Here is a 20,491-nt window from a genome sequence, read left to right as displayed (position 1 = left end):
CCCATGCCGCTGGCGCTGACAGGACTGGGGATGGTGTCGAGCGTGGGCTGGGGCAGCGTGACCTCCTGTGCAGCCATTCGCGCGGGCCTCACCCGTCCTCGCCCCGTGCACGACATCTATGTCACCGACCAGGACCCACTGGAGCCCGTGCCACTCACGGGCCACCCCATACTCGAGCTGACCGATGGCTTCGGGCCCATTGGGCGCTGGTCGCAACTGGCCGAGGCCTGTGTCGCGGACCTCTGGGAGACCGCTCGCCTACCGCCCGTGTCCGATGTCCGTTTCTGGGCTCAGACGGATTGGATATTCGTCCTGCCGCGCCTGGATCCAGCGCGCTACCTGGAGGTTCAGGACTTCGGCCCCGACCTCATGACGTCCTCCTTGCGGGAGCGCCTCGGCCAACGCCTGCGCCTGGAGTTGCCTCGGCAAGCCGTCCATTTCGTCCATGCGGGCCACGCGGGCACAGCTATCGCGCTCCAACTCGCGCAGCAGCTCCTGTCCGCCCGGCACGTCGAGCGATTCGTGGTGCTCGCTCTGGACTCCTACCTCGACGAAACCAGCCTGGAGTGGTTGCACATGCACCGGCGGTTGAAGTCGCCGGACCAGCACGTAGGGCTGGCACCAGGAGAGTCCGGGGCCTGCCTGCTCGTGGAGCTTCGCCAGACCGCCCGCCAACGCGGTGTCCCCGTGCTGGCGAACATCGAAGACATGTCGACGGGCAACGAGGCAGGTTCGCGCGTCGCGGGGCGACCCGGGACGGGGAGATGTTGGCACGAGCCCTGGAACAGGTCCTTCCCCAAACACCCGCGGGGGGCTTCGTGGGCGATCTGATCTCCGACCTCAATGGAGAGACCTGGCGCGCCCAGGCCTGGGGCTTCGTCCAGGTGCGATTGCACGACCGACTGGGCGAGAGGACTCGGCTGCTGATTCCTTGCACGTCGCTCGGTGACGTGGGGGCGGCCAGCGGTGCCGTGGGAGTCTGCATGGCCACTCGCGCCTTTGCCCGCAAGTACGCCAGCGGGGAACACACGGTCATCGTCTCCAGCGCGGAGCACGGGGAGGTGGGCGCCATTCGCGTCACTGCCCCTGGAGCCCCGGCATGAGCAACAAGTTCCTGCCTGTCTTCGTGAGCAACGCCCGTTACGGAGCCCAGAAGCTCCTGCCCCGGCTGCTTCAGGGCGGTTTCAGTCCGCAGGAACTGCTGACCTTCTGCCACAACCACCGCCTCATGGGCCTTGGGACCCTCCTCCTGCTCTGTGACACCGAGCAGTGCCAATCACACCTGTACCGCAGCGGAAGGGCATTCCTGGAGCTCGGCGCCGTCGCGGACGGCAAGTGGGCCGTGGCGCTGAGCCGCGCAACTCCCTTCTTCGATGCCTTGGCGGCGTTCGACATCGAGGGCGCCCGGGAGCTGGCCATACGTGCTCCACACTCGCGGCGGGTCGACAGTGAATACGAGGAGGATTTTCTCTACGTCCGATTCCTCATGGACCATTGCCTGTTGGACCAACCCGTACACGAGGCAGGACTGGCACTCGCTCGTTTCGAGAAGGTCCTCCAGGGCTCCAAGGAGCCGCGGCTCGATGTGAGCCGGGCTCTGCTGACGCGAAACGAGGAGCGCTTCCACGAAGCCCTCCAGCAATTGGTGTCGGCCCAACGCAAGCGACACGTTCTCTTGCGAGAGAGGGGACGTCTGTCGCAGGAACTCTGGGCCACCGAGGCGAAGGTGTGTGTCGAAGGTCTGGCGCTGTGCATCCTCGCGGAACACCTTGGCTTGCGGGCGCCCGATGCCCAACCAGGCCTTCCTTCCGTGGCGCGATTCCGACAGCGTCCCTCGGTACCGTCAGAGTCATGGAAGCTCGACGCCTGAGCTGGGCGTTCCGAAGCGGCCTCTTCCAGCCGAGGGCGAACCCGACGCCTGGGTCTGGCGCCGGGCTCACCCACGAGACTCCGTGTGGAGCCTCCGACAACCGCTCAGAGCGAGTGGCTCAACATCCACGCGTAGATGTCATGACCCGCTGAACCGTTGTAGGTCTGGGACCACGAGTCGTGTCCCACGCCCTGATACAGCGTGAGCTGGGCGGGCGGGCTCGCCGCCGGATTGCAGACGTTGTTCAGCTTGTTCACCGGGTCGATGGATCCCCACTGAGACACCGTCCCATCCGCCGTGCCATGGAAGGCCCACACCGGCACGTTCCACATGTTGCAGATGGGAATCCCGTTGCCGTTCCCCGCGATGGGCACAATCGCCGCGAGCTTCTGCGGGAAGGCCACCGCGTAGGACCAGGTGACGATGGCCCCCGCCGAGAGCCCTGTCAGATAGACGCGGTTCGGGTCGACTCGATAGCGCGTCTTCGCGAACTCGAGGATGGCGTCAATCTCATCGTCGCCCCACCAGGCATTGAACCGCTGCGGTGAGATGAGGATGAACGGGAAGTGCCGGCCGTTCCGGATGAGCCGAGGCGGTGCGGTGACCGCCATCAGCTTCTCCAGGCCCGTCACCGAAGCCGTTCCATCCCCCTCCTGCCCCTGGCCCCCCAGGAAGATCACCAGCGGATAGCTCGCCCCTGCATTGTCGTCATAGCCCTGCGGCAGATACTCCCAGTAGCCGTAGCTAATGCCCGGCACCGTCGCCTGGGGTCGCGCGAGGATCTGCCCCTGCGCTGCCAACGCGCCCTGCGCGAAGAACAGGACACAGCCCAACAAGATGCGCTGCGATATCGACATGGCAACTCCTCTTCACCCTTAGGGGAGTCGATACTTTAGCCATCAAGTTGCACAACCCCCAGCTATTTACTGATTTGCAGTTTAAGCGGATAACTTAAAGCCCATGCGTCAACAGACACACCTCTGGTGACTCCCACCGAGGTTTGTTGCTCCGGAACGCGGCATCGGGCGCAGACTCGGTGGACGAAACACGCACATCCGGGCTGGCTTTCGGGGGCGCAAGAGTGACTGAGAGTGCGTGTCTGTGTATCCTTCCGCTCCATGCATCCACTTTCCAAACTGCGCAAACGCCTGTTCTCCTACGTCCCCAAGACTGGGGCATTGCCATTTGAGCTCAGCACCCGCGACGATTTTGACCGCTGGGTCCAGCGCGCCGTCCTGGATGCCGTCTACACATCGGACGATGAGCGCTGGGATGGCTATGGAATCACCGCCGCTACCGAGCCATCCCATTCTTCCTTTCCCTCGATGGATAACCCCCTCTTTCCCACCTCCGACCGCCAAGCGTTCGAGAAGCTCCGTGAGGTGATGTGGGGACCGGCTGTGGAGGCAAAGCCCCTCCGCTTGAGCATTCTGGGCAGTGCCTATGGTGTGACGGTGGAGCAACTCGATGCGGTCGGCTGGTACACCTCGCCGCAAGCGGGCTGGTGCGGCGGGAACGTGCCCAAGACCGATGATGACGCCGAAGGCCAGGAGCACGTCGCCCGAGCCCTGACAGAGGCCATGCGGGCCCTCCCGAGCATGCGCGACCTCGGGCTCCAGTTGCCGGTCTTTCGCGTGATTGGCTGCGCCGAGGGCGAGAAGCAAGCGAGCCAGATCTCACACCTCAAGGAGGGGACAGTCATCATCCACGGTGCGCGGCCCATGAAGAACAAGTCGAATCACTTCATGTCGACCAGCATCACCCCCAACTTGAAAGGCTTCAGCGTGAACCTCCCCATGGCAGGTGAGGTGTTGGCGATCTACGGCTCCTCCGGACGCTACATTCAGTGGCTTGGCCGCCACGGCTTCTCGATGGATGGCGGTGAGGTTCTATACCCACCTGGGACCGTCACTCGCTTCTTGGGACAGGTCGCGGCCATCACTGTGGGCGAGCGCGAAAACGTCCCTGTCTACATGCTGGTCGAATGCGACCCCAGCGAGGTCACCAGCAAGACAACGGTCGTCGACGACTTCAAGTTCGGCGAGCCACCCGGCTCGCTCGACCTTGCCAGGCTGCGCGAGAAGTACGCCACCACGGGACGCGCGGTGGAGCCCTTCGATTTCTCAGAGAGAGATCTCATGCAACGCACGAGCAACATCCTCAAGGGCCTCACGGCGTCGGGCTCACCAGTTGCCACCGAGGGCCACGCCCGCGACCTTGCCCAGTCGAACCCAGGGCTTCGCTATCGCGGTGGAAAGTCCGGTTGAGCTTCAGGGCCCATTGGTGTCCCTGTCCCTCAGCACGGCATAAGCCGGTCGGATGCGGCCGGCGGTGTCATACCCCAGGGGACTTCCATCCCAGGGCTCTGGCGCGATGATGCCCCGGTCCTGCATGGCGCAGTTGGCCGCCGTCGAGCACTGGTTCGCGGAGTTGTAATAGTAGATGCGGGTGATTCGCCCGCTCAGGTTCGGCAGCCGCAGGATGAACTTCGTGGTGTCTCGTTGGGACACGTCACCGAACACCTGCCCATCCGCGTTCCGGTAGAACGCTCCCACCTCCGTCAGCCAGATGTGCCCCACGTCCCAGCTCGCATCCAGCCCCCCGAGCCAGTTCACGAACGTCCGCGTCGTGCAGCCCTGGTCTCCCGGAACACAGTGCGCGCCGCTCGCTTGATAGCGATTGGCATCATGGTGCGGATGGATGCTCCACAGCTTGGGCCGGTGGCTCCGCAGGAAGATGCGATAGCGATCCCAATACGCGTCGTTCGGCGTCGCGTCGAACTCCCCCGCCGCCACCGTGCAGTCCGGACAGATGCTCACGACGAGCCGGTAATAGAACGCCGCCCTCAACGGCCCGCAGTTCTCCAGGTCCTCACTGGCGCACGTGGGCTGATCCAACGGGACTCCGCTCTGCAGGACGGAGTTCGGGAAGTTCGGCTCGTTCCAGGCTCCCACCAGGGTGATGGCCGAGTACGTCGAGTGGAATGACTCGAAGGCCGCGCGGAACTCCACGTCCGTGGGCGCCAGGTACTTCCCATTCGCCGCCTTGCGCAGATCGCTCGGTCCGAGCGTCACGTAGGGCTCCACGGCCTTCGCCGCCGTCGCCTGCAACCACGCCTCGAACTTCAGTCTCCGGGCGTCGTTCGCGGGTCGCTGCGCCACGTCATAGGGCACGACGACTCGCGCCCGCTTCACGTTGAGCCCATCCCAGGCCGGATGGGTGAACGTCTCCGCATCCGAATCCGAGATGCCCACCGCGAAGTCCACCAATGAGCGAGGGACTGTCCCCGCTTCCCCATGGACCTCCTTCTCGAACACCCCGTCTCCACAACCCATGACACTCGCCACGACGAGCGCCATCAACGGACGCCTCTTGCAACGCGATGGAATGGCCATGAATCCGAAGACTAACAAATCCCCACGCGAATCACAGACTCGTTGCCTCAGGCAATCAATTCCAATCCGCCTGCAATTTCATACGACCAATCCTAGGAAAGCCCGGCATCGGGAGTTCGAAGCCCAGCCCCCGCTCCAAAACCTCGACGCCCTCCATCGAAGGGCGCCGCCACGGCTCAATCCCGGCATAATGGTTCCTCGGTCGACCGCTGGAGCCGTGAGTCGGTGAAGGCGGGCGACAGGATGTCCTGGGAACCGCGCGCGCCATGTTCCGTCGTCTAGTGGTCGTCTTCGATGCCGGCTCGGAGTCCGAGGCGGTGCTCCACGCGGTTCGTCGGCTGAGCGCCTCGCCCGAGGCCGTCTATCTGTACGGCCTGGTCCCCGAGCGCAGCGAGCTGGAGGCCCCTCCTCCCGCGAGCCTCACCGTCCTGGACCGGCTTCGACACGCCCTGCACACCTGGAGCCCCACACTCCAGGTTAGTGGCGCACTCGAAACCCACCTCGACACCCGCTCACTCATCGAAGCCGCCACGAAGCACGGCGCCGAGCTCGTCGTCCTCGGTCCCCACCTCGACACGGCCCCTCGTGCCCGGGTCAGCGCCATGCTCACGCTCTCGCTGCGCGAGCACGTCCCCGTGCTCAACATCGGGAAGGCCCCCGCCACCGCGCCCAGGGCCCCGTCACGCATGGCCGTGGCCATCGCTCCAGATGGACGGGGACTCGGCTCGGTGGCGACCTTTCTCTCCCGCTGCGCCCTGCCCTCCGAGCTCATCGCCCTCACCACCGGCTCGGCGCCCGAGCAGACCTCGCACCTCCAGGCCCTTTCGCGCGCCCTGGGCATCACGCAGACGCTCCACGTCGAATCCCTCACCGAGAACCCCGCCGACAGCCGCGTGGAGGCCTTCGACGTCGCGGCGCTCCGCTCCGGCGCGGACCTCCTGGTCATCCCCGCCGACGCATTGGCCGACATGGAAGCCCTGGTGCTTGGGATGTTGGGAGCCAGGGCCCTCCAGGAGGCTCGCGTCCCCACGCTGCTCCTGCCTCGCACGCAGACGGCGTCCGTGTTGTTCGAGGACCATTACGCCGTCTCCGACTCCGTGGCCGTCCCCGGATTGTCGCCCCGCTTCTCCGTCGAGCGCGTCGGCTTCATGTCGAGCATCTCCGTCCCCGAAGCGGGCCCACTGTCCGTGTTCGAGGGCGGAACCACCCTGGGAACCACTCGACACGAAGGCGGCACCGCGGCGCTCACCGCGTCCTGGTTCGACCACGTTCGCGGACTCCACCCGCTCGCGTTCTCCTTCTCCGGCGCCTCCGCCCCCAGGAACCTCTCCCCTTGCTACGTGCTCGGGCCCGAACAACCCCTGTTCCTCGTGGACAGCCAGCTCGACGAGGACGCGCTCGAAGCGGTGCGCGCCCTGGCGATGGACCGTCACCACCTCGTCTTCGTCAGACTGCGCGACACCGACTCTCTCGACGAACAACGCGAGCACCTCCGCGAGCTGCTGCCCGACACCCCCTGGCCCCTGCTGCTCGATGCCAGCGCGTGGCTCGACGACGCTCGCGCGGACGATGTGCCCCAACAGGTCGACGGACAGCGCCTCCTGCGCGTGGCCACCCGTCTCGCCGCCGCGGGCGTCGCCATCTCCGCCGTCGTCACTCGCGACCCGCACAAGCCGGTCCATCCGTACCTGCGCACGCTGAGCCCCGAGGAGTGCCTGGCGCTGCCCCGGGCAACCTCCCTGGACCCCCTCGCCATCCCCGACGCACCAAACACCTGGTCACGGGAGCTGGCACTGGCGGGCTGCAGTCCCCTCCTGGAGGGACACCACATCGACTTCGAGTTCGACAACGGGCTGGCTCGCGAGTCCGTGCTCGAGGCCATCGACTCGGCCCGAAGCACCATCCATTGGCAGTGCTACATCGTCGAGGACGACGCCGTCACCGCCCGCATCACGGACGCACTGAAGCGAGCCGCCTCACGCGGTGTCCACGTGCGCTTCCTCGCGGACGCGCTCTACAGCGGCCACGACTCCTTCGGCGCCCTCAACCCCGCCCTCGTGACGCTGTCCGAGACACCGCACGTCGAGGTGCGCGCCATCGCGCCCTTGGTCGGCGTGCCCAGCCTCTCCGAGCTCAAGCAACGCAACCACCGCAAGCTCACCGTCATCGACTCCGAGCGAGCCTTCGTCTCGGGCCGGAATCTCGGCGCGCCCTACTACACGGGCTTCGATGAAGTGGGCCTGCGACGGACCTCGCACTATCGCGACATCCCCTGGCTCGACTGTGGCGCGCGACTGGAAGGGCCCCTGGTCAGCGTCCTCGAAGGCGCGTTCCTGTCCGAGTGGACCCGCGCGGGCGGCGAGCCCTATGCCTTCCCACCCACGCAATCCGTGGGGACGATGGCGGCCCGGGTCGTCCTCCATGAAGGACTCAGGGACACCCACACGCTCGACACACAGCTCGCGCTCATCCGCCACGCGCGCTCACGGCTCGTGCTGGTGAACACCTTCCCGCTGCTGCTCGAACTCCAGAACGCGCTCATCGCCGCCGTGCGCCGGGGCGTCCGCGTGGAGGTGCTGTTCGGCAGCGTCCGGCCGCACTACGGCTCCGCGCGGACGTACTTCCCGGGTGGAGCGCTGCGCGAGGTGGCGGACCGCTACGTCCGCAGTCGACTGGACGCGGTCATCGAGGCGGGCGGCATCGCCTACGAATGGGCGCTGCCCGCCATGCCGGAGTGGGAGCCGGAGCTGGAGCAGCTCTTCCCCCACGTCCACGCCAAGCTCATGGTCTGCGACACCAGCGCCGTCGCCATCGGCAGCGCCAACCTGGACGTCACCGCCGCCTACTGGGAGAGCGAGGCGCTCCTCATCGTGGAGGACGCGCCCTTCGCCGAGCGCCTGCTCACCGCCCTGAACGGGCTCTTCGCCACGTCGCACAGAATCGACCGCGAGGACCGGAGCTGGCGCGACGAAGTCGAACAGCGCGCCTGGGTCGGCCGGAACTGGCCCTCGCTCGTCGGCTGAGCCACGCCGGCCCCGGCCCGACTACCCGGTCCGCGCGATGCGGTCGGGCGCGTCCGGATGCCTCGGGTCGCGGTCCAGCTCCTTCCCCTTCTCCTCGGGGCGGGTGTGCATGCTGTTGAGCCGGCTGAGGAACTCGTCCTTCGGCATGCGCTCGGTGCGGCCCCAGGGGTTGGTGTACTCGACGTACTCCTCGCCGGTCTTCGGGTCCACGCCCGTGCCCGTCACCACCACCTGGTGGCCTCCTGAACCCCACGTCATTCCCACCGCCACCGACTCTCCAGCGGCCGTGCGCTCCTGGATGAGCTCCCACGCCGCCGCTTCCTCTTCGGCCCCGCCAATCCCCTTCACCGTGTCGACTCTCCGGTCGAACACCGCCTCCGCGAGCCGATCAAACTCGTCCGCGTACAGGCCGCTGTGCGTCTTCTTCCCGTCTTCGTAGTGGGCGTCCGTCTTGTCCTGGTAGTCCTTGTCACCGTTCGCCACTTCCATGAACGCCGGCGCAAGCAGCTCCTGGCTCTCCGAGCGGACGTCCTCTCCGCCCTTCGCCTCGGCCCCCAACGCCTCGCGCTTCATCACCGTCTCGCCGTCCGCCAGCGTCACCTCGCCGGAGCTGCTCGCCAGTCCCGCGACGAGGCGCACGTACTCCGCCGGGTTCTCCATGAGGAGCTGGATGGTCGCCGCGGTGGCCGCGCAGGTGCCCTTGTTGCGTTGGTTGACGGACTCGGGCGTCGCCAGCTCCTGCACCACGTCCGACAGCAGCGCGCCGCGATCAATCCCCTCGCCCAGCTCCTGCGTCTGCAGCGTGTGGAGCTGGTCCAGCAGATCTCCTTCGCCGCCCAGCGCCTCTTCACCCGGCAGCTTGCCCTCCAAGAGCAGCTTCTGGAGCGCGAGCGTCGCCACCGGGTCGCCCGCGGGCTCCACCGCCATCAGCCCATCGCGCACCTCCTGGTACTGCTGGCGCTCCTCGGGAGAGAGGTTGTCCAGCGCCTCCTGCTCCAGGGCCGCGTTGGCCTCCACCTCGGCCACGGCCGCCTGATGGCGCGGCGACGCCGGGTCCGTGTCCGCCGCGTCGTTCACGTCCTTGGCGTCGCGGGTGATGTTGGCGCCCTGCGCGGTCTCGCTCAGCTTCAGGAAGTTCGCGCCACCCAGCAGGCGGTCCGCGTTGGCCAGCGCGTCCTCGCGCGTGCGGGGCTGGGCTTCACCCTCGCTGAAGCTCCGGAGGCTGTTCGACTGCGAGCGGATCTTCTGAACGTCGAGGTCGTTGTAGACATCGCGACGCGTGGGCCCCGGAACGAACTCATCCGGGTTGATGGCCACCGCGGCACGCTCCACGCCCTTCTGCGTCGGGCGGGAGAAGCTGTCCTGCGACGTCACCGCGGGCTTGCGGACTTCCGGCTTCGGCTGGGCCGCGGCGACCGACGTGTCACTTTGCGAGGCACGGGTGGGCGTGCCTCCACTGGAGGAAATGCGCGTCATGGGGAGATCTCCGGGGGTTTGGATTGCGGCCAGGCCCGAGGGGCAACTCAGCCGCGACTGCTTTGTATGGATTATCTCCACACTCCCAGGGAAGTTGCGAAGCCGGGACAACTACTCTCTGTCCCGGTCAGACCCCTGGGCCCGCCCCCGTCGCTGCGCCACCCGACGCCAGGACGCGTCATGCTGAGAGGCGACCATGGCCCCCCGTCCCGACGACTTCTACTTCGCAGCCGTGGGCGACGTGCACGGACGGATGAACCGGATGGTGTCCTTCCTCCAGTCCTGGACGAAGAACGCGCACCGGGAGCTGGCCTTCGTGCTCCAGGTCGGAGACTTCGAGCCCCACCGCGACGACGCGGACCTGGCGACCATGGCCGCCCCCGCGCGCTACAAGCACCTGGGCGACTTCGGGGACTACCACCAGAATCGCCGCCGCTTCCCCTGGCCCGTCTACTTCATAGGCGGCAACCACGAGCCGCACGGCCACCTGGACGCGACCCCCGAGGGCGCGCTGATCGCCACCAATTGCCGGTACCTGGGCCGCGTGGGCGTCGTCGAAACCAGGGGGCTGCGCGTCGTCGGCGTCTCCGGCATTCATGACGAACGGGGCTTCCAGAAGCCGCATCCGCCCCTGTCCCTGCTCGGCAGCGTGTCCCTCAAGGACTTCACCTGCTTCAACGAAGAGGACATCGACCGCGCCCTGGGACTCGAACGGGCGGATGTCCTCCTCGTGCATGACTGGCCCTCCGGAATCATCGCCACCGAGGACCGCGAGGACTTCGCGCACCAGCGTCGCAGCCCCAGCGCCGAGGCCGTGGGCAATGACTACGCGCGGCTCGTGGCCGAAGCACTCCAGCCCTCGCTCGTGCTCTGTGGACATCTGCACAAGCGCTACCGGGGCACCCTCGCCCACGCCTCCGGCCGGGTCTCCCAGGTGTGCTGTCTCGCCAGCGTGGACCAGGGGGCGGACGCCTTCGCCGTCTTCCACGCCACCCCGACAGGGCTCCAGGAAGTCACCGGGCTGGGGGTCCCCGAGCAGGGCTGAAGCCTGGCGAAGGGGATTCCAGCCCTACGACGCTGGTCGTGGCGGGCGCTCGCTGTAGCCAGCGGAGTCCTCCGCCGCCAGCTCTACCAGGAGGATGTCACTGGGGTCCTCCATCGCGTCGAGTGCGTGCGCGAATCGCTCGGACGCGCAGACCACGGTAGGGGCGTCCTCGAGCCTCCACAGGTCCAGGTCTGGGACCTGCGCACTGTCGAGCCAGTACCGCTGTGGCAGTCGCCAACCCGCGCGGCCGCACACGCCGCACGGCGCCTCAACGGTGGCTGGGAGACACTCAGGGGCCAGCCGTCCACGCGCCGGAATCTGCAGCTCAAGCAGCTCCGTGACGGTGCGGCGCAGTTCGTGGCGCGCGGGCGTTACTCCGCGGAGCCCCGACAGATACTCGAGCGCGTCTGTGCGCACCCAGACCGTCCAGGGGTCGGTGAGCGTCACGGGCCCCCACCGCCCGAGCGCGGTCCCCATCGCCGGGCCAAACTCCGTCCCTGGCTCGAGGAGCGCCCCGGGAGGACACAGGGGCCGCACCAACTCGCGCAACTCCACCACCTCACCCCACTGCGCCGGTCGCGGCTCCTCGAGGCGTCGTGCCCAGTCCACACCCGAGAGGTCGACAGCTGGGTACGCGAGGGGGCCGCTCCAAGTCTCTCGACATCCTGGACAGTCCTCGACGCCTGGGAGGCTCCACTTTCGAGTGGCGCGGAGTGCCGCGCTCCACCGCCGGCGCGCTGGTGTGCGTAGCTCGTAGACGCGCATGACGTCCTCACGGGGGCGGGAGGGGAGGGAGATTGAGGTGTTGATAGTACGTCACCGGGATACCAAACACGTTGTACTTGCGTATCAGCTCGCGAGCGAAATCGAAGTGCTCGACCTTGGTGGCGCGCCCCCTCGTATTGCGGCGCCACTCAAGCCACTCGGTATTCCACGGTCCCCCGTCTCCATCCTTGTGCAAGGCCCGGTGATGGGCCACATCGATGATGACGGTCCAGTCGTGCACTGCGATGCCTTTGGACCGGAAATAAAGCTCTTGGGCCTGGGGGAATATGTGGTGCCGCTCGTGCGGCCGATCACGCCAGAGCGCATAGCGCCGCTCTGTCTCGAGTTGGGACGGCAAAGGCTCCGGCGGATACCAGTTGAACACCATCGCCTTGGTGGACGGGCCAGCCTGTGCGGCCCCCCAGTTGCGCTGGGGAGACGATGGTGCCCGCGGAGGGGCGATTGCGCCTGCGGGGCGCTGGAGCACCTTGCGTGACTCTCCGTGAGGAGTCGGCGTGGTGCTCGCGCAGGCCGCGAGCAGGAGCGTGAGGGCGAGAGTTGCGCGCATGGGTCCCCCCGAGGGATGCGGTCATCTTAAACCGCAATGGCACGGGCCCCAGGGTCTGCCTCCACCGCTCAGGCCCGGCGACGCCCTTGTCCGGACAGTCCTTTCAGACGAAGAAGCCTGACCCGTTGGACCTTTCGCCCCCCACGTGAGGGGTCGGTTCGCGGCCGTCCACCCACCAGCGCCCACCAGGGACGCGATAGATGTGGGACAGAAGGGCGATTCTTAAAGCCACGAGGGAGGAAGCCGGTGGTACAAGCCCCGGCGTGACTTCCGCACCGCCGTCTTCGCCCCCCGTCGCCTCCTTCGAATCCCTGGGCCTCAAGCCCCAGCTCGTGGAGGCGCTCAGTGCCCTCGGATACGAGGAGCCCACGCCCATTCAGCAGGCCGCCCTCCCCCCGCTGCTCGCAGGGAAGGACCTGCTCGGTATCGCCGCCACCGGCACTGGCAAGACGGCGGCCTTCGCCCTCCCCCTCCTCCACCACCTGAAGCCGGGTGAGGCGGGCCCCCACAACACCTCCGCCCTGGTGCTCGTCCCCACGCGCGAGCTGGCCATGCAGGTGTCCGAGGCCATCCACCGCTACGGCCAGAAGCTGGGCGCCACCGTCCTGCCGCTGTACGGCGGCCAGGTCATCGGCCAGCAGCTGCGCGTGCTCAAGCGCGGCGTGGATGTCGTCGTCGCCACCCCCGGCCGCGCCCTGGACCACCTGCGCCGAGGCACCCTCCAGCTCGAGAACGTCCGCACCGTCGTGCTCGACGAGGCCGACGAGATGCTCGACATGGGCTTCGCCGACGACCTGGAGGCCATCCTCTCCGGGACGCCCGAGAACCGGCAGACCGCCCTCTTCTCCGCCACCCTGCCCCCGCGCATCGCCAGCATCGCCGAGCGCCACCTCCACCAGCCGGTGCGCGTGCGCATCGCCAAGGAGAAGGTGGAGCCGGGTGAGCTGCCTCGCATCCGGCAGACCGCGTACGTCGTCCCGCGCTCGTTCAAGATCGCCGCGCTGGGCCGGCTGCTCGATGTGGAGTCCCCCACCGCCGCCATCATCTTCTGCCGCACCCGCACGGAGGTGGACGACCTCACCGTCTCCCTCAACGGCCGGGGCTGGCGCGCGCACGCGCTCCACGGCGGCATGACGCAGGAGCAGCGAGACCGCGTCATCAAGCAGCTGAAGTCGCATGGCACGGACCTGCTCGTCGCCACGGACGTCGCGGCGCGCGGCCTGGACATCCCCCGCCTGTCCCACGTGGTGAACTTCGACGTGCCCAACGCCCCGGAGGCGTATGTGCACCGCATCGGCCGCACGGGCCGCGCGGGTCGCGAGGGCGTGGCCATCACCCTCGTCGAGGCCCGCGAGAGCCGGCTGCTGCGCAACATCGAGAAGGTCACCGGTCAGCGAATCACCGTGTCCACCATCCCCACCGTGGCGGACCTCCGGGCCCGTCGCCAGGAGCTGATGCGCGCCACGCTGCGCGAGACGCTGGTGGCCGGCGGACTGGAGTCGCTGCGGAGCATCGTGGAGGACCTGGCCGGCGAGTTCGAGCCGCTCGACATCGCCGCGGCGGCCGTGAAGCTGCTCCAGGACTCGCAGGACGAAGGCCGCGCGAAGGAAGAGGAGGAGATTCCCGCGGTCTCGCCGGCGACGGAGCGGCCGGCTCGCTCCAGTGGCCCCTCGTCGGGACCGGGCGGGCGTCCCGTCCGCTCGGAGCGAGGCGCCCCGAAGCGCCCGGCGGGCCCTCCGTCCTGGGACACCACCCGGCTGTGGATTGGCGCGGGCCGTGTGGCGGGCATGCGTCCCGCCGACCTGGTGGGCGCCATCGCCGGTGAAGCGGGCCTGGACTCGTCGCGCATCGGCGCCATTCAGATCGCCGACGGCTTCTCGCTCGTGGAAGTCCCCGAGCCGGATGCCAACCGCGTCATCGCCGCGCTGAAGGCGGCGACCATCCGCGGTCGCAAGGTCGTGGTCCGCAAGGACCGGACCTGAGGTGACTCAGGGCTCCGCCCACTGGCGGAGCAGGTTGTGGTACACGCCCGTCAGCATGACCAGTGAGGGGCTCCTGGGCACCTCCTGGTTGAGCTGCATGATGGCGGTGTCCATGTCGAACAGCAGGGCGCGCCGGGACACGTCGCGCACCATGCTCTGCACCCAGAAGAACGAAGCGAGCCGCGCCCCCCTCGTCACCGGGGTGACGTGGTGCAGGCTCGTCGACGGGTAGATGATGAGGTCCCCCGCGGGCAGCTTCACCGCGTGGTGGCCGTACGTGTCTTCCACCACCAGCTCTCCACCGTCATAGCTGTCCGGCTCGGAGAGGAAGAGCGTCGCGGACACATCGGTGCGCACGCGCTGCCCCGTCCCGGGAACGGGGCGGATGGCGCCGTCCACGTGCGAGCCGAAGGACATGCTCGTGTCGTAGCGGTTGAACAGCGGGGGAAACACGCGCTGCGGAAGCACGGCGGAGATGAAGAGCGGACTGCGCTCCAGCCCCGCCAGGACGAGTTCCCCCAGCTCCCGCGCGGCGGCGCCGCCTTCGGGGAGCTGGAGGTTCTTCTTCACCTGGGCGGACTGGTGGCCGGCCGTGACCTTGCCGTCCGTCCAGTCCGCCTGCTCCATCACCGCGCGGCAGCGGGCCACCTCGGGCGCGGTCAGGACATTGGGAATGTGCAACATCATGACCGCGACCCTCTTGGTTAGAAGCGGTAACGCGCCGTCAGCAGCGCGGACACGCCATCGGCGGGCACCGCGTGGCCGCCGTAGTACTGGTCGTAATACAGCGTGTCGGTGAGGTTGTAGACGTTGAGCTGGACCTGCGCCTTGCCGAACGCGTAGCTGGCGAACGCATCGAAGCGCCAGAAGTTCGGCACGTAACTGGTCGCCGTGGTGGGCGCCGCGGGATTGCTGACGCTCGTCACGTCCTGGTAGACGGCGCCGCCGCCCACGGTGAAGTCCTTCAGCGGCGAGTACGTCGTCCACAGGGAGATGCTGTGGCGCGGCGTGTTGGGCAGCCGCTGGCCCACGAGGAACGCGTTCGTGTGCTCCACGATGGCGGAGTCCATCAACGTGTAGTTGGCGAGCACCTTCCAGCGCTCGACGATGGTGCCGGCGATGCCCACGTTGAAGCCCTGCACGCGCTGCTCACCCTCGAGCACCTGCGGCGGCCCCTCCGGGTCCGTGTTGGGCACGCGCGCGTCCGTCTTCGTGATTCGGAACACCGCGCCCGTCAGCCCGAGCCGGCCGTCGAGCAGGTCCGCCTTGGCGCCCGCCTCCAGGATGGCGTTCTTCTCCGGGTCCAGGCTCACGGTGTCCGCGGACACCGAGCCCAGCTCCGCGGAGGGGCTGGAGGACGTGCCGTACATGCCATAGACGCTCACCTTCTCCGCCGGGTGCAGGACGACGCCCGCACGCCAGTTGAAGAGGTGGTCGCTCTTGCGCAGCCGGCTCTTGGCGCCGGTGTTGCCCGTGGTGGAGTAGTCGGTGTTGAAGACGTCCCAGCGCAGCGAGCCCACCAGCTCCAGGTACTGCCCCACCTGCACCTGGTCCGCGGCGAAGAGGCCGAGCGTCCGCTGGATGCTCACGTTGGAGCCGGAGAACACCGGCGACACCGCGGACAGGTCCGGCTCCGCGTCCGGCTCGAACAGGTCCGCCGGGATGTTGGGGCCGGTGGGCAGGCCCACGGCGTTGAGGTTGTCGCGGGACTGGCCGCGCTTCTCCCACGACAGCTCCACGCCCGCGTTCGCGGTGTGCTTGATGAAGCCCGTCTCCACTTCGCCGCCCACGGTGGCCTGGTTGGAGACGACGGAGTTGTCCGTCTCCGTCTGGAAGCGCTGCCGGCCGATGGTGGTCGGCGCGCCCGCGGGGGTGAGGCCGCGCGGCGCGGTGGGGCTGGCGAAGCGGTCCACGCGGCCGAAGCGCAGCGTGTTGGTGAACTGGAACTGCTCGCCCAGTCCCTGGGTGAGGCGCGCCGTGGCGACGTGGGCATCCACGCGCTCGGTGTCCGCCTTCACGCCGTAGAAGTTCCCGCGCGGGACATCCAGCGTCTCCGTGACGGGCTTGCCGTTGAAGTAGGGCACGCCGTAGTCGGGAAGGCCGTCCTCGCGCTGGAAGAGGTAGTCGAGCTCCAGCGTGGTCTGCTCCGCCACCTTGAAGCGCAGCGAGGGCGCCAGGCCCAGCCGGTTGTCCTGGACGACATCGCGGCCCGCCGTGGAGGCCAGCTGGCCCATGAGGTTGAGGCGCGCCTGGAAGTTCTCCGACACCGCCTCGTTGAGGTCCGCCTCGACGCGGCCCGACGGCGCGGTGCCGCCGCTCAGCGCGACCTCCTGGAAGGACGTGCGCTTGGGCTTCTTCGTCACCAGGTTGATGGCGCCGCCCGTGGAGCCACGGCCGAAGAGCACCGAGGACGGACCGAAGTACGCCTCCACGCCCTCCAGGTTGAACGTGTCGCGGGTGAACCAGCCCAAGTCTCGCGCGCCGTCGCGAGACACGTCGTTCTGCGCGGAGAAACCACGCAGGATGAAGGCGTCACCCTGACGTCCCCCTTCGCCGGCGCTCATGGTGATGCCGGAGACGTTGCGCAGCGCGTCCCGCACCGTGGTCGCCTGCTGCTCCTCGAGCACCTCCTCCGGCACCACCGTCACGGACTGCGGCGTATTCACGAGCGCGCGCTGGACGCGGGGCAGAGAGCTCTCCTTGACCTGATAGCCCTCCGCGTCGCCCTGCACCTGCACGGTGGGCAGCGTGAAGTGACCCTCGGTGCCCTGGGTTTCCGGCACGGGCGTCGTGGCCTGGGGCTCCACGGGCGCGGCCTCCACCGGGGCCTCCGCCGCCACCGGCACCTGCTGTGCTTCCTGCTCCTGCGCCACCGCCCCACCGGCCGCCAGCGCCGATGCGAGCCCCATCGCGGGACCCCACGGCCTCAGCGCGGAACGAATTCCTCCCGTGTGACCCGCGCTCGTCCGGATTCTAGGGCTGCGTGACTTGATGAACGACATGACTCTCCCCACTCCCAGGCCCATTGAGGGGCCGTTCCAGTTAAATTGAGAATGACTGCGATTTTCAGAATCAACTAAAGGACGCCCGAAGGCGTCGCGGGAACCTCGCCCGCCCGTTTCGAGGTGTCCTAGGCGGGGGTCTCCGGCGAGCTCACGGGCGTGGGCTCGGACGACGCCGGCACGGGCGTCGAAGTGCGCGGGTTTCGCTTCGGGAAGAAGCGTCGCCACGACAGGGCGAAGCCGGTCCACACGAGGAAGACACCACCGAGCGAGGCCATCGCGGCGATGAGCTGGCCCACCCACCCGAGCGCCTCGCCGGTGTGGAGGAAGCGCAGCCAGGTCCTCAGCTTGCGTCCGCTGTTGAAGTCCGCGAAGCCCTCACGCTTCGCGATGACGCCCGAGAACGGGTCCACCGAGAACTGCGTGGAGGCGAACAGCGGCCATCCATCCTGTTCCTTCACGTTGAAGGTGACGGCGTCGACCTTGCCGTCGCTGTCGCCCTTCGGGCCGCGCGATTCACCGCGCGACTTGCCTTCGGCTCGGCGCTCACCTTCCGCGACGGGCGCACCACCCCGCGACTCGGCGCGACGCTCGCCCTCAGCGGCCGGTGCCTCAACACGGCGCTCACCTTCCGCGACGGGCGCACCACCCCGCGACTCGGCGCGACGCTCGCCCTCAGCGGCCGGTGCCTCAACACGGCGCTCACCTTCCCCGACGGGCGCACCACCCCGCGACTCGGCGCGACGCTCGCCCTCAGCGGCCGGTGCCTCAACACGGCGCTCACCTTCCCCGACGGGCGCACCACCCCGCGACTCGGCGCGAGGCGCACCCTCACCCGCTGGTGTCTCGGTGCGACGCTCACTGTTGGTGACGGGGGACTCAGCGCGACGCTCACCCGCCACGACCGGAGCCTCGGCGCGAGCGCCAGGCTCACCCTGCCCTGCCTGTGGCGGCGCGGACGGTGCCTGCCCTGGGGGAGCGGACGGCTTGTCCTGCCCACCTGCCCCTCGGGGCGGCGACGGCAGCCGATACGTGATGCTCGACCAGGCGGGAACCTGCTCCTGGACCGTCGCGAGGAGCGCACCCAGTTCCTTGCGCGGCCCTCCACTCTCCGGCGGCGTCACCTTCACGCCCGCCGACCCCGGAGGCCCCTGCGTCGCTGGCGCAGCGTTGCCCGTCACCGAGTAGACGAAGTCCGACGCCCACTTGTACGAGATGACCATGCCGGACGCCGTGAGCACCACCAGCACCGGCATCGACCAGAGCCCGATGACGTTGTGCCAGTTGAAGTCGCGAGGCTTGCCCTTCAATCCCCGCTTGAACCAGAGCACCGGGCGCACCGTCTTCAGCGTCCACTTGCGCGGCCACCACAGGTAGAGCCCCGACAACGCCAGGAACAGGAAGCCCGCGTTGGACGCGCCGGTGATCGCCTTGCCGATGGCGCGATTGTCGCCGCCCGTCGCGAGCCACCGGTGCCAGTCCTCCATCACATGGAAGAAGTCCCGCCAACCCTTCGCCCCACCCTCCCGCACCTCGCCCGTGTAGGGATTGACGAACACGACGCCAGCGCGCCCCAGGGCCACCTGCGCGGCCGCCGTCGCGGACGGATACACCGTGACACCCGACACCTGGGCCTCGGGCTTCGCCTCGCGAACCTTCGCCACCAGCGCCTCGATGGGCAGCCGCCGGACCTCCGCCTCGGGAGCCGGCACGGCGCGAGCCTCGGCCTCCGCCCACTCGAGCACCTGGGACTCGAACGCGATGGCCACCCCCGTCACCGACATGATGGCGACGACGATGCCAACGACGACACCGACGACAAGATGAATCCAGAACAGCGGCTTGCGGAGCGGGAGGGCCATGACCTGCTTCAATTCAAGGAGAACTGGACGGGAAGCTCGAGGATGACGCGCACGGGCTTGCCCTGGCGTCCGATGGCCGGCGTGAAGCGCCACCGATTGACGGCCGCGATGGCCGCCGAATCGAGCATGGGAATGGAGCGGATGACCCGCGTGTGCTCGGTCTCAACCTCACCGTCCGTGCCGACGATGATGCGCACCAGGACGAGCCCCTGGACGCCATCGACGCGAGCCCGACGGGGGTACTCCGGCGTGAGCTGCTTCAAGACGGACGGAGGTCGCAGCACCTGCCCCAACCCCACTGCCTCGCCCGTCCCCCCCGGGGCGCCGACGATGCCGCCCTGCGTGCCGCCAGCCACCCCACCCGCGACGCCCCCCACCACGCTCGGCTTCGACGTGTCTTCGGGACGAGCCTCCGCGGTGGCCTCGGGCGCGCTCGTCTCCGCCTCTTCAACGGCCGGAGCCTCCTCGGGCGGCGTGGGCTCGACGACCTCGGGCCTCTGCTGCGGCACCACGGCCCGAGGCACCACCACCGGACGCGGCGCGCGAGGGCGGGCCTGCCGCGACGCACGCTCGACCGAAGCGGGACGCGGAGCACCTCCCGATGCGGGCGGAGGGGGCGCGAAGGAGAGGAACACCAACTCCGGATCCTCCGCCACGGGCGCCACCTGGGCGGGCGCGGGCAGCGCCATTCCCACCCCCAACACCCCCACGTGAACCACCACCGCCATGACGAGCGCCCAGCCCCACCGGGCCCAGACGCCTTCGCCTTCCAACGTCTCGCCCAGGCGGAACAACTGCCCGGACGACACGCTCCGCTCGGCCGGCGGGACGCCCTCCATGGAGGGGATATTGAAATTGAGAACCATTCTCATATTCAGATTCCATAGAACTACGCCCACGAGCCAGGGCTCGTCAACGCGCAAGCTCGACTTGGGCGTATTTGTTTCATCACAGTGGCCGATACACGCACCCCGCGCGTGGCAAACCCAGACAGGGTGCGTCTCACAGCCGCGTGAAACTCCAGCTCAACGCGCGTCCCCCGGAATACGGCATGACGCCGTGAAACGGCCGAGGGTCCTCGTCGAACACGAGCGGCAGGAAGTGCCGGTCTCCGTCCCACATGGGCAGGCGAGGAAGCTCGTCGAGGGGCACCCAGGACAGCGTGCCCTCCGCGTTGCGCTCCAGCGGCGTGCCCTCGAAGGCGTCGATGCGGAAGACGAAGCCGAGCCAGTCCTCACCGTGCTTGCCGAAGCCGGGCCAGGACAGCGTGCCGCGAAGGACCATGCGCGTGCACTCGATGCCCGCCTCTTCGCGAATCTCGCGGCGCATGCACGCGCCCACGTCCTCGTCGCGCTCCATCTTCCCGCCGAGCCCGTTGTACTTGCCCAGGTGCGCGTCGTCGGGCCTGGCGTTGCGGTGGATCAGCAGCACCCGTTGCCCGTCCGGCGACATCACGTAGCCCAGGGTGCCGATGATGGGGGTGTAGGGCATGGCGCGGTCCTC

At 68.3% G+C, this 20,491-nt stretch carries 17 protein-coding genes; 7 read left to right on the top strand and 10 right to left on the bottom strand.

Features of this window, described 5'->3' with window-relative positions; translation table 11 throughout:
• Positions 1–3 precede the first annotated feature (3 nt).
• Genes HUA75_RS11705 through HUA75_RS11695 form a run of 3 tightly spaced genes read left to right on the top strand, consistent with a single transcriptional unit; the run spans position 4 to position 1,870 of the window.
• Positions 4–831 carry a hypothetical protein gene (locus HUA75_RS11705; RefSeq protein WP_174486403.1) on the top strand — a complete coding sequence of 276 codons (828 nt, stop codon included), beginning with the start codon at positions 4–6 and terminating at the stop codon, positions 829–831.
• A complete protein-coding gene (locus HUA75_RS11700; protein ID WP_174486402.1) occupies positions 819–1,103 on the top strand; it encodes a hypothetical protein in 285 nt (94 codons plus the stop codon). Before HUA75_RS11705 ends, HUA75_RS11700 begins: the two co-directional genes overlap by 13 nt.
• Positions 1,100–1,870 carry an Imm49 family immunity protein gene (locus HUA75_RS11695; RefSeq protein WP_174486401.1) on the top strand — a complete coding sequence of 257 codons (771 nt, stop codon included), beginning with the start codon at positions 1,100–1,102 and terminating at the stop codon, positions 1,868–1,870. The genes HUA75_RS11700 and HUA75_RS11695 overlap by 4 nt, the downstream gene beginning before the upstream one ends.
• 104 nt (positions 1,871–1,974) lie before the next feature.
• On the opposite strand, the gene HUA75_RS11690 is transcribed toward HUA75_RS11695, so the two are convergent.
• Positions 1,975–2,727 carry a dienelactone hydrolase family protein gene (locus tag HUA75_RS11690; RefSeq protein WP_174486400.1) on the bottom strand — a complete coding sequence of 251 codons (753 nt, stop codon included), beginning with the start codon at positions 2,725–2,727 and terminating at the stop codon, positions 1,975–1,977.
• A 261-nt stretch (positions 2,728–2,988) separates the two neighbouring features.
• Between HUA75_RS11690 and HUA75_RS11685 the strand changes: the two genes are divergently transcribed.
• The gene (locus HUA75_RS11685; RefSeq protein ID WP_174486399.1) at positions 2,989–4,137 is read left to right on the top strand and encodes a hypothetical protein; all 1,149 of its coding nucleotides are present in this window, start codon (positions 2,989–2,991) and stop codon (positions 4,135–4,137) included.
• A gap of 3 nt (positions 4,138–4,140) precedes the next feature.
• On the opposite strand, the gene HUA75_RS11680 is transcribed toward HUA75_RS11685, so the two are convergent.
• Entirely contained in the window at positions 4,141–5,229 is a 1,089-nt protein-coding gene (locus HUA75_RS11680) for a hypothetical protein (RefSeq protein WP_217446019.1), read from the bottom strand.
• Between the two features lie 302 nt (positions 5,230–5,531).
• On the opposite strand from HUA75_RS11680, the gene HUA75_RS11675 reads away from it, so the two are divergent.
• Entirely contained in the window at positions 5,532–8,288 is a 2,757-nt protein-coding gene (locus tag HUA75_RS11675; protein WP_174486397.1) for a phosphatidylserine/phosphatidylglycerophosphate/cardiolipin synthase family protein, read from the top strand.
• 21 nt (positions 8,289–8,309) lie between these two features.
• On the opposite strand, the gene HUA75_RS11670 is transcribed toward HUA75_RS11675, so the two are convergent.
• Entirely contained in the window at positions 8,310–9,764 is a 1,455-nt protein-coding gene (locus tag HUA75_RS11670; RefSeq protein ID WP_174486396.1) for a hypothetical protein, read from the bottom strand.
• 196 nt (positions 9,765–9,960) lie between these two features.
• Between HUA75_RS11670 and HUA75_RS11665 the strand changes: the two genes are divergently transcribed.
• Entirely contained in the window at positions 9,961–10,809 is an 849-nt protein-coding gene (locus tag HUA75_RS11665) for a metallophosphoesterase (RefSeq protein WP_174486395.1), read from the top strand.
• A gap of 24 nt (positions 10,810–10,833) precedes the next feature.
• Here the strand turns inward: HUA75_RS11665 and HUA75_RS11660 are convergent, their stop codons facing one another.
• Entirely contained in the window at positions 10,834–11,574 is a 741-nt protein-coding gene (locus tag HUA75_RS11660; protein ID WP_174486394.1) for a double-CXXCG motif protein, read from the bottom strand.
• Between the two features lie 7 nt (positions 11,575–11,581).
• The gene (locus HUA75_RS11655; protein WP_174486393.1) at positions 11,582–12,142 is read right to left on the bottom strand and encodes a TIGR02269 family lipoprotein; all 561 of its coding nucleotides are present in this window, start codon (positions 12,140–12,142) and stop codon (positions 11,582–11,584) included.
• 263 nt (positions 12,143–12,405) lie between these two features.
• Between HUA75_RS11655 and HUA75_RS11650 the strand changes: the two genes are divergently transcribed.
• Positions 12,406–14,124, top strand: a complete 1,719-nt coding sequence (locus tag HUA75_RS11650; protein ID WP_141646120.1) for a DEAD/DEAH box helicase — start codon at positions 12,406–12,408, stop codon at positions 14,122–14,124.
• A gap of 6 nt (positions 14,125–14,130) precedes the next feature.
• Here HUA75_RS11650 and HUA75_RS11645 read toward each other — a convergent pair whose 3' ends face one another.
• From HUA75_RS11645 to HUA75_RS11625, 5 genes are all read right to left on the bottom strand, one after another.
• On the bottom strand, positions 14,131–14,811 hold the full coding sequence (locus HUA75_RS11645) for a Fe2+-dependent dioxygenase (protein WP_141646119.1): 681 nt from the start codon (positions 14,809–14,811) through the stop codon (positions 14,131–14,133).
• A 17-nt stretch (positions 14,812–14,828) separates the two neighbouring features.
• On the bottom strand, positions 14,829–17,033 hold the full coding sequence (locus HUA75_RS11640) for a TonB-dependent siderophore receptor (protein WP_254627497.1): 2,205 nt from the start codon (positions 17,031–17,033) through the stop codon (positions 14,829–14,831).
• Positions 17,034–17,254: 221 nt separating this feature from the next.
• Complete coding sequence (locus HUA75_RS11635; protein ID WP_174486391.1) at positions 17,255–18,988, bottom strand: PepSY-associated TM helix domain-containing protein; 1,734 nt, start codon at positions 18,986–18,988, stop codon at positions 17,255–17,257.
• Positions 18,989–18,996: 8 nt separating this feature from the next.
• On the bottom strand, positions 18,997–19,854 hold the full coding sequence (locus tag HUA75_RS11630; RefSeq protein ID WP_254627496.1) for an energy transducer TonB: 858 nt from the start codon (positions 19,852–19,854) through the stop codon (positions 18,997–18,999).
• A 136-nt stretch (positions 19,855–19,990) separates the two neighbouring features.
• Complete coding sequence (locus HUA75_RS11625) at positions 19,991–20,479, bottom strand: 8-oxo-dGTP diphosphatase (protein WP_141646222.1); 489 nt, start codon at positions 20,477–20,479, stop codon at positions 19,991–19,993.
• Positions 20,480–20,491: the final 12 nt, after the last annotated feature.

The organism is Myxococcus sp. CA040A, assembly GCF_013336725.1.
Taxonomy (GTDB): domain Bacteria; phylum Myxococcota; class Myxococcia; order Myxococcales; family Myxococcaceae; genus Myxococcus; species Myxococcus llanfairpwllgwyngyllgogerychwyrndrobwllllantysiliogogogochensis.
Note: the sequence above shows the minus strand (reverse complement) of the source record. Positions and strands in the feature narration are given on the sequence as shown.